This window comes from Streptomyces sp. HB132 (assembly GCF_016909575.1).
Classification (GTDB): Bacteria; Actinomycetota; Actinomycetes; order Streptomycetales; family Streptomycetaceae; genus Streptomyces.
The window spans coordinates 73,129-87,144 of sequence record NZ_JAFBGA010000004.1 but is presented as its reverse complement, the minus strand read 5'-3'; the positions used below and the strand labels follow the sequence as shown (position 1 = coordinate 87,144).

The 14,016-nt window shown below is 72.0% G+C and carries 14 protein-coding genes; 10 read left to right on the top strand and 4 right to left on the bottom strand.

Annotation, left to right across the window (positions count from 1 at the left end; translation table 11 throughout):
• Window positions 1–11 precede the first annotated feature (11 nt).
• On the bottom strand, window positions 12–881 hold the full coding sequence (gene aac(3), locus JOC24_RS11365; protein ID WP_205020096.1) for an aminoglycoside 3-N-acetyltransferase: 870 nt from the start codon (window positions 879–881) through the stop codon (window positions 12–14).
• Between the two features lie 534 nt (window positions 882–1,415).
• Between aac(3) and JOC24_RS11360 the strand changes: the two genes are divergently transcribed.
• The 5 genes from JOC24_RS11360 (at window position 1,416) to JOC24_RS11340 (ending at window position 6,578) form a co-directional block, all read left to right on the top strand.
• Window positions 1,416–2,108: a hypothetical protein gene (locus JOC24_RS11360; RefSeq protein ID WP_205020095.1), complete on the top strand. Its 693-nt coding sequence runs from the start codon at window positions 1,416–1,418 to the stop codon at window positions 2,106–2,108.
• 248 nt (window positions 2,109–2,356) lie between these two features.
• Window positions 2,357–4,036 carry a cellulase family glycosylhydrolase gene (locus tag JOC24_RS11355; RefSeq protein ID WP_205020094.1) on the top strand — a complete coding sequence of 560 codons (1,680 nt, stop codon included), beginning with the start codon at window positions 2,357–2,359 and terminating at the stop codon, window positions 4,034–4,036.
• 95 nt (window positions 4,037–4,131) lie between these two features.
• Window positions 4,132–4,788 carry an ankyrin repeat domain-containing protein gene (locus JOC24_RS11350; protein WP_205020093.1) on the top strand — a complete coding sequence of 219 codons (657 nt, stop codon included), beginning with the start codon at window positions 4,132–4,134 and terminating at the stop codon, window positions 4,786–4,788.
• Between the two features lie 186 nt (window positions 4,789–4,974).
• Window positions 4,975–5,568 (top strand): dihydrofolate reductase family protein, encoded by a 594-nt coding sequence (locus JOC24_RS11345; RefSeq protein WP_205020092.1) that lies wholly within the window; start codon window positions 4,975–4,977, stop codon window positions 5,566–5,568.
• A 47-nt stretch (window positions 5,569–5,615) separates the two neighbouring features.
• The gene (locus tag JOC24_RS11340; RefSeq protein WP_205020091.1) at window positions 5,616–6,578 is read left to right on the top strand and encodes an ATP-dependent DNA ligase; all 963 of its coding nucleotides are present in this window, start codon (window positions 5,616–5,618) and stop codon (window positions 6,576–6,578) included.
• A gap of 41 nt (window positions 6,579–6,619) precedes the next feature.
• On the opposite strand, the gene JOC24_RS11335 is transcribed toward JOC24_RS11340, so the two are convergent.
• Entirely contained in the window at window positions 6,620–7,639 is a 1,020-nt protein-coding gene (locus JOC24_RS11335) for a non-homologous end joining protein Ku (RefSeq protein WP_205020090.1), read from the bottom strand.
• Window positions 7,640–7,922: 283 nt separating this feature from the next.
• Here JOC24_RS11335 and JOC24_RS34170 point away from each other — a divergent pair, with 283 nt between their 5' ends.
• The 3 genes from JOC24_RS34170 to JOC24_RS11325 are packed head-to-tail and all read left to right on the top strand — an operon-like array spanning window position 7,923 to window position 9,824.
• On the top strand, window positions 7,923–8,258 hold the full coding sequence (locus JOC24_RS34170; protein ID WP_374104496.1) for an excalibur calcium-binding domain-containing protein: 336 nt from the start codon (window positions 7,923–7,925) through the stop codon (window positions 8,256–8,258).
• Window positions 8,174–9,016, top strand: coding sequence for a class II fructose-bisphosphate aldolase (locus tag JOC24_RS11330; protein ID WP_205020089.1), 843 nt, complete (start codon window positions 8,174–8,176; stop codon window positions 9,014–9,016). The genes JOC24_RS34170 and JOC24_RS11330 overlap by 85 nt, the downstream gene beginning before the upstream one ends.
• 28 nt (window positions 9,017–9,044) lie before the next feature.
• Window positions 9,045–9,824, top strand: coding sequence for a DeoR/GlpR family DNA-binding transcription regulator (locus tag JOC24_RS11325; RefSeq protein ID WP_205020088.1), 780 nt, complete (start codon window positions 9,045–9,047; stop codon window positions 9,822–9,824).
• Window positions 9,825–9,837: 13 nt separating this feature from the next.
• Here JOC24_RS11325 and JOC24_RS11320 read toward each other — a convergent pair whose 3' ends face one another.
• Window positions 9,838–10,362, bottom strand: coding sequence for a hypothetical protein (locus tag JOC24_RS11320; RefSeq protein WP_239580306.1), 525 nt, complete (start codon window positions 10,360–10,362; stop codon window positions 9,838–9,840).
• Between the two features lie 127 nt (window positions 10,363–10,489).
• On the opposite strand from JOC24_RS11320, the gene argG reads away from it, so the two are divergent.
• Together argG and JOC24_RS11310 are read left to right on the top strand one after the other, a co-directional pair.
• The gene (gene argG / locus JOC24_RS11315) at window positions 10,490–11,938 is read left to right on the top strand and encodes an argininosuccinate synthase (protein WP_205020087.1); all 1,449 of its coding nucleotides are present in this window, start codon (window positions 10,490–10,492) and stop codon (window positions 11,936–11,938) included.
• Window positions 11,939–12,061: 123 nt separating this feature from the next.
• A complete protein-coding gene (locus tag JOC24_RS11310; protein ID WP_205020086.1) occupies window positions 12,062–12,367 on the top strand; it encodes a hypothetical protein in 306 nt (101 codons plus the stop codon).
• A 146-nt stretch (window positions 12,368–12,513) separates the two neighbouring features.
• On the opposite strand, the gene JOC24_RS11305 is transcribed toward JOC24_RS11310, so the two are convergent.
• Window positions 12,514–13,956, bottom strand: a complete 1,443-nt coding sequence (locus tag JOC24_RS11305) for a DUF445 domain-containing protein (RefSeq protein ID WP_205020445.1) — start codon at window positions 13,954–13,956, stop codon at window positions 12,514–12,516.
• Window positions 13,957–14,016 lie beyond the last annotated feature (60 nt).

The window sequence follows — 14,016 nt, the reverse complement described above, 5'->3', positions numbered from 1 at the left end:
CCGGTCCGGGGCTACCCGGCGCCGCCCAGCTTCTCCCTGATCCAGGTGAGGCCGAACTCCACGACCTCACCGGCCTCGAAGAGCCGGCTGTCGGCGGCGCCGACCCTGCCCCGACGGCCGGCGCCGGTGGCCAGCATGTCCCGGACGATCGTCTCGAACGGGTCCTGCCCGGCGGGCGTGACGGAGGAGTAGTCGTAGGCCCCCTGCGACGAGTCGATGTCACGGAAGCGGCGCCAGAGACGTCGTCCGTTCTCCAGGACCGGCTGCTCGTACTCCACGAAACGCTTGCCCGGTACGTCGGACAGCGCTTCGGCGTGGTGCAGCAGGGTGAGGGTCTCCAGCGGTGCGCCCAGCATCAAGACCCTGCCGCCCAGGGCGACCAGCCGGGCCAGCGGGCTGCCGGGGCCGTGCGGGTCGTCCCAAGGGTGGTCGGCCGTCAGCTCGGTGGCCACCGCACCCAGCGCGGCCACGCTGACGTCGGGGTGCCGGCTGCGGACGGCGCCCGGCCACCGGCGCAACGCCTCCGGGAGACGGCCGTTGTCGTGGTCCGCCTCGCTCAGCACCGGGTCGTACACGAAGGGTTCGGCCCGTACGGCGTCCTGCCAGGCGCGCGGCCAGTCGGAGAAGTCGTACGGCAGGGCGTCGTTCCAGCCGCAGGTCACCATCAAGGTCCCCCGCTCCCCCACGGCCTCGCGCAGGGCGCCGATGAGGGCCGGGGGGCCTCCGACCACGTATCCGAGGGCGGACATCCGCGTATGGAACATCACGGTGTCGCCCTCGGCGAGACCGAGCGCGCGCAGGTCGCGGACGAGCCGGCTCCGGGTGACGGGACCGTCGGCACGGGCGAGCAAGGCGGCGTGATCCGGGCGTGGTTCGTCCATGCGGGCGACGCTACCGCTCGCGCGGCAGGCGGTCAGGCGGTCGGCGGCCCGGTCGCGGGACTTCCCGGACCGCCTCAACCGCGCGGGGACCGGGCCCCGGGGCGCCGGACGCCCGCGCGGTCACATGTCGGTGGAGCCTCGCGGAGTGCGTCCACGTCCACCTGTCGGTGGAGCCCCGCAGAATGCGTCCACGAGCCATGACCACCGGCCCGGTGACGTGCCGTCGCCGGAGTGCCCGTTCACCGGGACCACCGCCACCGGGGGCCGACCGCCACCACGTGGCCGTGCGGCGTCCGTGGCCGCGGTGGACACCCAGGCCGAGCGCTTCCGGTGGAACGGCCTGCGGGCACTGCCGGAACCCGGAGCCCACGAGCGGGACATCCTCCGCACGCGACCGCCGGAGGCCGTGCCGCGGTCACAGACATTCCACAGACTCCGGGAACCGCGTCGCACGCTTCGGCCGTCCTCACGCCCGAACCACCGTACGGATACAGCGGGCGCCGTGCGGGACACACCGTGTATCCAAGGAGCAGCATGACCGTCACCGGCAGCACCAGACCCCGGAACAGCCACCCCGGCAGCACCGACTCCCCGTCGCCGCGCGGCGCTCGGACGGTTCTCCGGAACTGCGCGAAGGGCGTCCTGCTGCTCACCCTCGCGCTCGGGGCGACGACGGCGTGCGGGCCGTTCTCGGACAGCGGCAGCGGTTCGTCGAAGAGCCGCGGCGGCTCCTCGAACGGCGGTGGCGGCCAGCAGGCCAAGGACTGGAAGGTCGGCGACTGCGCCGGACCGGACACGAGCGAGTCGAAGGACGGCTACCAGGCCCTCGACTGCGACGACCCGAAGGCCACGATCAAGGCGCTCGAGGTCAAGGACGGCGAGATCTTCGCCGGTGCCGTCGAGTGCCCGGCCGGGACCGACATGATCATCTCGGTCAAGGTGTCCTTCGGCGGGAACGCGTCCAGCGCCGGCATCCCCAGCAAGACCGTCTGTGGTCGTAACCTCTCGGACGACCACCCCGGCGACGCGGGCGCGGGCGGCGGCCAGCTCGTCGTGGGCGACTGCGTGGACGACCAGGCGAAGGAAGTGGCCTGCGCGAGCGGCGGGAACAAGGTCCTCGCCCTGACCAAGACCGCCGAGGAGTGCCCGGCGAAGGCGGACAACCCCATCGAGCTCTTCCCGAGCCCCGGCCGTCCGTACAACGCGATCTGCACCAGCAAGGCCTGACGAGGCGGAGGCGGGGCCCGCACCGCGGGGGCGGGCGCGGCAGCCCCGCCCGCCCCTTCGGCGCCGTTCCCTCCGTCGGCCGGTACTCCCCGACTCGGGTTGCGGCGGGGTCCCGCGGATCCCCTCCCGGACCGAGAGCCGAAGTGTGTGCGATGCCTTGACGTGCCCCTGGCGAGATGGCTTTATGGGAGCGCTCCCACATCTCTGTACGCGCATACGCATCCCGGCCCCCACCTCCTGGAGTCGCAGTGAGATCAGCAACGAGTACGGCACGAAAGAGCCCCTTGACCGTTCTGATGAAGGGTCTGGCCGCCCTCCTCGGCGTCGTCCTGCTGGGCGCGCTCGGTCCGGCCGCCGCCCAGGCCCGGCCCGCGCAGGCGGAGGCCGCGGCGACCGGTCTGCACATCAGCGACGGCCGCCTGCTGGAGGCCGACGGCAGCGACTTCGTCATGCGGGGCGTCAACCACGCGCACACCTGGTACCCGGGCGAGACACAGTCGCTGGCCGACATCAAGGCATTCGGCGCGAACACCGTCCGCGTCGTCCTCTCCGACGGCCACCGCTGGACACGGAACGGCCCCGACGAGGTCGCGGGCATCATCGACGACTGCAAGACCAACCGGCTGATCTGTGTGCTGGAGGTGCACGACACCACCGGCTACGGCGAGGACGCGGCAGCGGGCACACTCGACCACGCGGCCGACTACTGGATCAGCCTCAAGGACGTCCTCGCAGGCCAGGAGGACTACGTCATCATCAACATCGGCAACGAGCCCTGGGGCAACACCGACCCCGCGGGCTGGACCGCGCCGACGACCGCCGCCGTACAGAAGCTGCGTGGCGCGGGATTCGCCCACACGATCATGGTGGACGCGCCCAACTGGGGCCAGGACTGGCAGGGCGTCATGCGCGCCAACGCCCAGGCCGTGTACGACGCCGACACCACGGGCAACCTGATCTTCTCGATCCACATGTACAGCGTCTACAACACCGCCCAGGCGGTCACCGACTACCTGAACGCCTTCGTCGACGCCGGACTGCCACTCCTCATCGGCGAGTTCGGCGGGCCCGCCGACCAGTGGGGCGACCCGGACGAGGACACCATGATGGCCGCCGCCGAGCAGCTCGACCTCGGCTACCTGGCCTGGTCCTGGAGCGGCAACACCGACCCGATCCTCGACCTGGCCATCGACTTCGACCCGAGCCGGCTGAGCTCCTGGGGCGAGCGCGTCTTCCACGGAGCGAACGGCATCGCCCAGACCTCCAAGGAGGCCACGGTCTTCGGCGGTGGCGGCAATCCGGACGACACGCAGGCCCCGACCGCCCCCGGCACCCCGACCGCCTCCGCGGTGACGGCCACCTCCGCCACCCTGTCCTGGACCGCGGCGACCGACAACGTTGCCATCGCCGGTTACGACGTCGTCCGCGTCAACGGCGGCACCGAGACCACCGTCGCCTCCTCCACCACCAGCAGCGTCACCCTGACCGCCCTCACCGCGGACACGGCGTACGTATTCGCCGTCTACGCCCGTGACGCCGCCGGCAACCGCTCGGCCCGGTCCGCCACGGTGAGCGTCACCACCGACGAGAGCGGGCCCACACCGGGCGTCGGTTGCTCCGTGGGCTACCGGGTGGTCGGCGACTGGCCCGGCGGGTTCCAGGGCGAGATCACCATCCGTAACACCGGAACCACCGCCATCAACGGCTGGAACCTCGGCTTCGCCTTCGCCAACGGCCAGACGGTGTCCAACATGTGGGGCGGCACCGCCACGCAGAGCGGCGCCACCGTCAGCGTCGCGCCGGCCGCGTACACGGCGGCGATCGCCGCGAACGGCACCGTCACGGTCGGCTTCACCGGCACCAAGGGCGCGACCAACACGCCCCCGACCGCCTTCACGCTCAGCGGCAACACCTGCACGACGGCCTGATCCCGGCCCGTTCCGCAGGCCGGGCAGAGGCAACTGCCTCCACCGGCCTGCGGACGCCCCTTCCCCCGTCCCCGGCGGTCCGTCATGATCACCGAATGCAGACCGACAGCAAGGCGGAACAGCTGGCCAGGGCGGCCGAGGCGGGCGACGCGGGCGTGGTGGCCCGGCTGCTGGGCGAAGGTGTTCCGGTCGACACCTGCGGAGGCGGACGCACGGCCCTCGACCTGGCGGTGCGCCACGGCCACGACGATCTGGTCCGCTTGCTCCTGGATGCCGGCGCCGATCCCGGGCAACAGTCGGGCGAGTACGGGGAGCTGACTCCCCTGACCGAGGCGGCGATGCACAGCAGGACGGAGATCGCGCGCGTCCTGCTCGACGCCGGCGCGCATCCGGACGCTCGGTGCCGGATCGGGTTCCCGCTCCTGTTCGCCGCCACGTCCACCACCCCCGCCCCGAACTGTCCGGAGATCGTCGACCTGTTGCTGGACCGGGGGGCCGACATCACCCAGCGGCTGAGGGATCTCACCACCCTGGAGTGGGCCGTGTGGTTCGGACAGGTGGACATGGTGCGTCAACTACTCCGTCGGGGCGCTGACCCGTCGGCCAAGGCCCTGGACCTCGCGAACGAGCGGATCCGGCGCCACCCGGACGCCCGGCAGGACTGCGAGCACGTCATCGAGGCCCTGCTCGCCGCGGACGCCCCGCCGGGAGGGTCCACGCGCCGGACGGGCGACACCGGGACGCAGGCATGAACCGCGACTGGCAGCACCTGGGTGACACCGGTACGACGATCCGGACGGTCATTGCGGGCGGACTGTGAACAGCGGGCACGAGCCGCTGGCGTGGAGCCCCGACTCATTCGCGCGAAGTACCGATTACTTCTCCGGCGTACGGCAGTCTCTTGGCCGTACACCCGTGAACGGAAGAGGAGCGAGAGCGTGCGCATCGTCATCAGTGAGTTCATGAGTCTGGACGGCGTCGTCCAGGCACCCGGCGGCCCCGAGGAGGACACCGAGGGCGGATTCACGCAGGGCGGCTGGTCACACCCGTTCTTCGACGACGTGGTGGGCGGCGCCTTCGACGCGGCCCTGAAGGATGCCGATGCCCTGCTGTTCGGACGACGTACGTGGCAGACGATGGCCGGGGCGTGGCCCGGGCGGGCGGGTGACCCCTTCGCCGACCGCATGAACTCCATCCCGAAGCACGTCGTCTCCAGCACCCTGGGGGACGACGAACTGACCTGGTCCCACACCACCCGCATCCCGGGCGCCACGGCCGTCGACCGCATCCGGGAGCTGCGCGCGGCCGAGGGCCGCGACCTGCTCGTCATGGGGAGCCCCACGCTCGCCCGGACCCTGCTGCGCGAGGGCCTGGCCGATGAACTGCGGCTGATGATCATGCCGGTGATCGTCGGCGGCGGTAAGACGATCTTCCCCGGCGACGGTGCGCTGCGCCCTCTCGAACTGGTGTCGACGGTGATCAGCGGCACGGGCGTCCACGTGTGCACCTACCGTGCGGCCGGCCAGGCGTAGACGTGTGTCCGCGGGCCCGGCGGCGCCTCTGCTGAGAGGCTGCCGTCATGGCTTCTCTGCCCCAGATCGCCCCCATGCTCGCGACCCCCGGCCACCTGCCTCCGGCCGCCGCCGACGAGCAGTGGGCGTACGAGGTGAAGCAGGACGGCCAGCGCGCCATGGCCTATCTGCCGGGGGACGGCTCGATCCGGCTGCTGGCCAGGTCCGGTGCCGTCATCACCCCGGCCTACCCGGACCTGGCGGCGCTCGGGCCCGCACTCGGGGGCGTGCCGGCGGTGCTGGACGGCGAGATCGTCGCCCTGGACGAGCAGGGGCGCAGTGACTTCGAGCGGTTGCAGTCGCGGATGGGGCTCAGCGGATCACCCGCGAAGGCCGCCCGCGTGGCGGAGCGGGTACCGGCCCACCTGGTGCTGTTCGACGCCGTGTTCCTGCGCGACCGGAGCCTCGTAGGGCTTCCCTACACGGAGCGGCGGGCGGCGCTGGAAGGGCTCGGGCTGAACGGGCCGCGCTGGTCGACGCCCGCGGTGGTCGTGGGACACGGCGAGGAGGCCCTGGCCATGACACGGGAGGCGGGGCTGGAGGGCCTGATCGCCAAGCGGCTGACCTCGGTGTACGAGCCCGGGGTCCGCTCCCGCGCATGGATCAAGATCCGCCACGCGCACACGGTGGACGTGATCGTCGGCGGCTGGGTGCCCGGCCGCGGCCGGCTGGGCGGCCTGCCCGGTGCGCTGCTGGTCGGCGAGCGGGACCCGGGCGGCGGCCTGCGTTACGCGGGCAGCGTCGGCACGGGGTGGAGCGACGCCGAGCGCGGCAGGCTCGCCGAACTGCTCCGCGTCGCAGCGGTCGACACGTGCCCCTTCGACGAGACGCCACCGGTCGCCGGCGCCCGCTGGGTACTGCCGCGGCTGGTCGGTGAGGTGCGGTACTCGACGCGGACGAAGGCGGGGCGGCTGCGCCAGCCCTCCTGGCACCGGCTGCGGCCCGACCTCGCCCCTGACGACATCGGGTGAAGCGGGGGGCGGGTGGGGCCGCGGTCGGGTGGGGGCGACGGTCAGGAGGCGGTCCGCTTCCTGGCGGCGGTCTTCCCGGGCGACTGCTTCTTGGCCGCGGCCCGCTTGGAGGCCGTCCCCGTCGACGCGCCCGACCCGGTTTTCGCCCTCCCCGAGGCCGACTTCCCGGAGGCGGTCTTCCCGCGGGCGGTCTTCCCGGAGGCCGTCTTCTTCGCGGCCGGGGCGGACTTCTTCCGGGTGCGGGGCTTGCCCGGCGTCATCTCGTGCACCGTCGCGTCCTCGCCCCGCGTCTCCTTGGCCGCCTTCACCGACGCGTTCAGCGCGGCCATCAGGTCCATGACCTTGCCCGGCTCCTCCTCGCCGCCGGCCGCCACCGGAGGTTCCTTGCCCTGGGACTTGGCCGCGAGCAGCTCCTCCAGGGCCTCCCGGTAGCGGTCGCGGAAGCCGGAGATACCGTCCAGGGCCATGCTTTCGGTGAGTTGCACGGCGCGTTCGATCTCGTCCTCGTCCAGCTCGGTCTCCCGGGGGGCGAGGGACTCGGGGCTGCGGACCTCGTCCGGCCAGCGCATCGAGTGCAGCACGATCGCGTCCTCCCGCACCCGCAGGAGGCCCAGCCGCTCGCGGTTGTGCCAGGCGAACTTCGCCACGGCGACCTTGTCGCTGCGCTCCAGCGCCTTCCGCAGCAGGGTGTACGGCTTCGCCGCGACCTGGCCGTCGACCGCGAGGTAGTAGCTGTCGCTGATCCGTACGGGGTCGACGCTGTCGCCTTCGACGAACGCGACGATCTCGATGGCCTTCGCCGTCGGCAGCGGCATCCTGTCGAGTTCCTCGTCCGTGACGGGCACGGTTCGGTCCTTGGCGACCTCGTAGCCCTTGCCGATCTCGCCCTGGGAGAGGACTTGGCCGTCGAGCTCGCACACCTTGCGGGTGCGGATCCGGCCCATGTCCTCCCGGTGGTACTGGTGGAAGGACACCGCGTGGTCCTCGGTGGCGGACACCACCTTGACCGGGATCGTGACCAGCCCGAAGCTGATCGCTCCTGCCCACAGCGGCCGCGGCATCCGGTACCTCCAGAACCTTCCAGGTGGCTTGGCCGGGAGGCGGACCGGAGCGCCTGGAAGGGAGAACCGGCCCGAGAGGGGCCGAGGCGCGGCCGGGCCACCGCCCGTACCCACGATCCTCGCGCCCCAGTCCACGGACCGCATGTGGATCACCGGGCCATGATCACCCGCGCGGCAGGTCCATCTCGCCGACCACCTCGTCCTCACTCATCTCGCCGGTCATCACGATTCCGCCTCCGTCGAAGGCCACGAAGCCCGCCGAACACTCCGCGTCCTACGCCAACTGCGACGCCGCACGGGCAGCGGGGGCCCCGTCCGGCGCGGCGACCCCGGTAACGCCGCACACCTGGACCGGGAGGGCGACGGAGTGACCTGCGAGTGGCCCCACCACCCCCGGCCACCACCTCACCAGCCGCCTCCGGCCCTCGCCGGAGGCGGCTGGCCTTTTCCAAAATGCTTCAAGCAAGCTATAAATGAGCAACTTCGAGCACTTCTCGCCTGGGTTCACGCAACCCGCACCCGCGAAGGACGCCCATGCCGCTCATACCCACCGGTGACATCACGCACGGTGCCCGGACCGACGCGACCGGCGTCGGTGCCTTCAACGTCGTGCAGATAGAACACGCACAGGCCATCGCGAGCGGGGCGGAAGCCGCCGGGCTGCCGGTGATCCTGCAGGTCAGCGAGAACACCGCCCGCTATCACGGCGGCCTCGAACCCATCGGACTCGCCTCACTCGCCGTGGCGCGGGCGGCGGGTGTGCCGGCGGCCGTGCACCTCGACCACGCCGAGTCGGCGGACCTGGTCCGGGAGGCCGTCCGCCTCGGCTTCACCTCCGTGATGTTCGACGCGTCGGCGCTCCCCTACGCCGACAACGTCGCCGCGACCCGCGAGATCACCGCCTACTGCCACAGCCAAGGGGTCTGGGTGGAGGCGGAACTCGGCGAGATCGGCGGCAAGGACGGTGCGCACGCCCCGGGGGTGCGCACCGATCCCGACGAGGCGCGCGCGTTCGTCGAGGCCACGGCGGTCGACGCGCTCGCGGTGGCCGTCGGCAGCTCGCACGCGATGCTGACCCGCGACGCCGTCCTCGACTTCGCACTCATCTCCCGGCTGCGTGACGCCGTGGGCGTCCCGCTCGTCCTGCACGGCTCCTCGGGCGTCGGCGACGCCGGTCTCGCGGCGGCGGTCGGCGCCGGCATGACGAAGGTCAACATCTCCACGCACCTGAACAAGCTGTTCACCGGAGCCGTCCGCACCTACCTGGACACCCACGCCGACGCCGCCGACCCGCGCGCCTACCTCGGACCGGCCCGCGACGCGGTGTCCGCCGAGGTGGCGCGCCTGCTGGGCGTCCTGGCCGGGTCCGGGCGATAGGGTTTCCCCGCGAAGCAAGGAGGGCCGGGTGGCGGCACACACACGATGGACCAGGCTGCTGGAGATACTCAGCGACCAGGGGCACCTCGACGTACTCGACGCCGCCGAGCGGCTCGGCTGTTCCGCCGCCACCGTCCGCCGCGACCTGGACGAACTCGCCCGGCAGAACCTGCTGACCCGCACCCGGGGCGGCGCGGTGGTGAGCGCCGTCGCCTACGACCTGCCGCTCCGCTACAAGGCGGCCCGCCGGGCCGACGAGAAGCAGCGCATCGCGAAGGCCGCGGCCGAACTGATTCCGGCGGGTTCCACCGTCGGGCTCAACGGCGGCACGACGACCTCCGAGGTGGCCAGGGAGCTCGCGCTGCGGCCGGAGCCCTCGGGCGGCGGAGTGGCGCTGACCGTGGTGACCAACGCGATCAACATCGCCAACGAGCTGGCGGTCCGCCCCCAGGTGAAGATCGTCGTCACCGGCGGGGTCGCCAGGCCGAACTCGTACGAACTCGTCGGCCCCCTGGTCGACTCCGTCCTGCGCACCCTCGCCCTGGACTACACGATCCTCGGCGTGGACGCCGTGCACCCGCGCTTCGGTGCGGCCACGCACGACGAGTCCGAGGCCGGCGCCAACCGTGCCCTCGCCGAGTGCGCCGGCACGGTCGTCGTGGTGGCCGACTCCTCCAAGCTCGGCCGCCGGGCCTTCGCCCAGGTCTGCGAGACCGGCGCGGTGTCGGTCCTCGTCACGGACAAGGACGCACCCGAGGACGTCGTCGAGGAGTTCACCGCTCTGGGGATCGACGTCCTGCGGGTGTGAACCGGGCCGCCGGTCAGCGGTAGTCCTCCGGGTGGTCCTGCATCCAGGTGTTGATGCGGTCCCGGGTGCCGATCAGCTCGGTCCGGTGCTTCTCCAGGTTGGGCGTGGAGACGTCGCCGCCCAGCGTCGTGCGCAGCGTGCCGATCCAGGCGATGGGCTCCTTGAAGTGGGCTGGGCCCTTCTTGTCCGCCTTCATCGCCTCGTCCAGCCGGTTCAGTTCGTCGTCGACCCGGCCCAGGAAGTAGGCGCAGTTCCCGTCCCCGGGGGTGCAGTTGTCGTCCAGCGTCGCCTGGAGCCCCGCGAAGGCGTCGCGGACCAGTTCCGGCGCGTCCGGGTCCTCCTGGATGACGAGCGTGGGCGTCGGTGACGGCGTCGGCATCAGGGACGCCTTGTCGGCAGCCTCCACGGCCGCGGACGGATCCACCTGCGGGACGTCACCGCCGGGACCGTCGGTGGTGGTCGCCGCGCCGCAGCCCACCAGGAACGCTCCCAGAACCACGGCCGGCATCGCGGCACGCAGGCCGGTACGGATCAACATGAGGCCCCCCTCGTCGTCAGGCCCAGACCATATCGCCACCGGCGGGCAGGCCCGAAACACTCACTGCGGTCCGCAGGCACCCCGGAGAGCATTTGCATATACATGCGAGAGAATGCATACTCTTCCTATGTCTAAGGTTCTCACCTCCCTGCCCTCCGGCGAGCGCGTCGGCATCGCCTTCTCCGGCGGACTCGACACCTCGGTCGCGGTCGCGTGGATGCGCGACAAGGGTGCCGTCCCGTGCACCTACACCGCCGACATCGGCCAGTACGACGAGCCCGACATCGCCTCGGTGCCCGGTCGCGCGAAGGCCTACGGCGCCGAGATCGCGCGTCTGGTCGACTGCCGGGCGGCACTGGTCGAGGAGGGCCTGGCCGCGCTCGCCTGCGGCGCGTTCCACATCCGCTCGGGCGGCCGTGCCTACTTCAACACCACGCCGCTCGGCCGCGCGGTCACCGGCACGCTGCTGGTCCGGGCGATGCTCGAGGACAACGTGCAGATCTGGGGCGACGGCTCCACGTTCAAGGGCAACGACATCGAGCGGTTCTACCGCTACGGCCTCCTCGCCAACCCCCACCTGCGCATCTACAAGCCGTGGCTCGACGCCGACTTCGTCACCGAGCTGGGCGGCCGCAAGGAGATGTCGGAGTGGCTGGTGGCCCACGGGCTGCCCTACCGCGACAGCACCGAGAAGGCGTACTCCACCGACGCCAACATCTGGGGCGCCACCCACGAGGCGAAGACCCTGGAGCACCTCGACACGGGCGTGGAGACCGTCGACCCGATCATGGGCGTCCGGTTCTGGGACCCGTCGGTCGAGATCGCCCCCGAGGACGTCACCATCGGCTTCGACCAGGGCCGCCCCGTGACGATCAACGGCAAGCCGTTCGACACCCCGGTCGACCTGGTGATGGAGGCCAACGCGATCGGCGGCCGCCACGGCCTGGGCATGTCGGACCAGATCGAGAACCGCATCATCGAGGCGAAGAGCCGCGGCATCTACGAGGCGCCGGGCCTGGCGCTCCTGCACGCCGCGTACGAGCGCCTCGTCAACGCGATCCACAACGAGGACACCCTCGCCCACTACCACAACGAGGGCCGCCGCCTCGGGCGGCTGATGTACGAGGGCCGTTGGCTGGACCCGCAGGCGCTGATGGTCCGCGAGTCGCTGCAGCGCTGGGTCGGCTCGGCCGTCACCGGCGAGGTGACACTGCGGCTGCGGCGCGGTGAGGACTACTCGATCCTGAACACCACCGGCCCCGCGTTCAGCTACCACCCGGACAAGCTGTCGATGGAGCGCACCGAGGACTCGGCGTTCGGCCCGGTGGACCGCATCGGCCAGCTCACCATGCGCAACCTCGACATCGCCGACTCACGCGCCAGGCTCGAGCAGTTCGCCGGTCTCGGCCTCGTCGGCACGGCCCAGCCCTCGCTGATCGGAGCCGCGCAGGCGGCGGCGACCGGTCTGATCGGCGCCATGCCGGAAGGCGGCGCCCAGGCGATCGCCTCGCGCGGCGAGGTCTCGGGCGACGACGAGCTGCTGGACCGCGCCGCGATGGAGTTCGGCACCGACTGACGGACGTCCCTACCGAGGACAGGGGCCCGCGCGGACCGGCCGACCAGCCGGCCGGCGCGGGCCCCTATCCTCGGTTCAGCGGCGGATGCGCCGCTGAACGCGCAGAAAGCGAAGGTGGCGGCAGTGGCGAAGGTACCGGCAGCGGCAGTGGCGGCGGGCGGTCTCGTCGGCGGATACGGGATCGCCCGCTGGACGGGCAGGCGCCCGCTCGGCGGCGTCGCGCTGGCCGCCGCCGGGTCGGCGGCGGCGTACGAGTGGAAGCGCCGGGCCGGGCCCCTCGCGGCCACCGGGCTGACCGTCGCCTACGTCGCCGCCTTCGCCGGCTCGCATCCCCTGGCCAAGAAGGTCGGCGCGTGGCCCGCGGTGTTCACCGTCGCGGGCGGGATCGCCGCGGCGTCATGGGCGGTCACCCGGCGCAGCACGCGATAGGCCCGCCGCGGCACTCCGGCGCACCCCACCTCATCCGGGAAAGTCCGGCCTGGGGGTTGAACACCGGCGCCGCCGGGTGCGTACTGGAGAGCAACTCCCCGCGTGACCCGGGGCGTGCCCGTACGACAGGACGGGCACGCCTGCGGTCAGCCCCCCAGCGCGTGTGACACCGCATAGATCGCCAGACCGGCCAGCGCACCCACCACGGTGCCGTTGATCCGGATGAACTGCAGGTCACGGCCGATGTGCGCCTCGATCTTCTTCGACGTCTGGTCCGCGTCCCAGCCCGCGACCGTGTCACTGATCAGCGAGGTGATCTCCGCGCGGTACGTCGTGACGACGTACGCCGCCGCGTCCTCCAGCCAGCCCTCCAGCTTGCCCTGCAGCCGCTCGTCCGTGGACAGCCTGGCGCCCAGGGACATCAGCGAGGCGCGTGCCCGCATCCGCAGCTCGCTCCGCTCGTCCTCGGCCGCCGAGATGATCATCGCGCGTACCGAGGACCACGCCGAGGCGATGACGTCCTGGACCTCACCGCGCCCCAGGATCTCCGACTTCAGCCGCTCCACCCGGGCCCGGGTGTCCGTGTCCGTCTGGAGGTCGGCGGCGAAGTCCGTCAGGAACGTGTCGATCGAGCCGCGCGCCGGGTGGCCCGGCATGTCGCGCATCTCCGTGACGAAGCGCAGCAACTCCTTGTAGACCCGCTCCCCCACCCGCTTGTCGACGAACCGCGGCGTCCAGCCCGGGGCGCCGCCCTGCACCGCGTCCATGACGGAGTCCCCGTGCAGGACCAGCCAGTCGTGCGCCCGTACGCACACGAGGTCGACGACCCTGCGGTGGCCGCCGTCCGAGACGATCTTCTCCAGCATCTTGCCTATACCCGGGCCGACTTCCGCCGCGTCCGCCCGCCGGGTGATCGCCTCCCCGACCACCGCCTGGACGTCGGAGTCCCGCAGCACGGTCAGCGCACCGCGCAGCGCGGTCGCCAGCTCGGCGGTGACCCGGTCCGCGTGTTCGGGCTCCGCCAGCCAGGTCCCGAGCCGCGAACCGACCCCGAGAGCGTGAATTCGGTCACGAACGACGTCTCCGGAGAGAAAATTCTCGCCGACGAAGGAACCGAGTGACTCCCCCAACTGGTCCTTCTTGGTGGGAATGATGGCGGTGTGGGGGATGGGCAGGCCGAGCGGGCGCCGGAAGAGCGCCGTGACGGCGAACCAGTCCGCCAGCGCACCGACCATTCCCGCCTCGGCGGCCGCTGCGACGTAGCCCGGCCAGCCGCCCACACCCGCGTTCTCCGCCCAGGTGGCGAGGACGTACACGAGCGCGACGAGCAGGAGCAGACCTGTGGCGGTGGTCTTCATACGGCGCACACCGCGCCGCTTCTCCTCATCGGCGGCGGTGTACGCGAACCCCGACGGCTTCGGCCCCGGCCGCCTGCCGGGAGCCCCGGACGCAGCGGCCCCCGCCTCTCCGGCACCCGCGTCCGTCCGCCCCGCGGGCCCGGGCGGAATGCCTGGCCGCGCGGCCCCGGCCCTCCCGGGCTCGTGGTCGTCCGGCCCGGATACCGTTCCCTGTCCCGCGTCCTGTTCCATCCGCTCCACCCGTCCGCTCACGCGTCACGCCGTGCCGTACGCATTGTCCCTACCTCACCT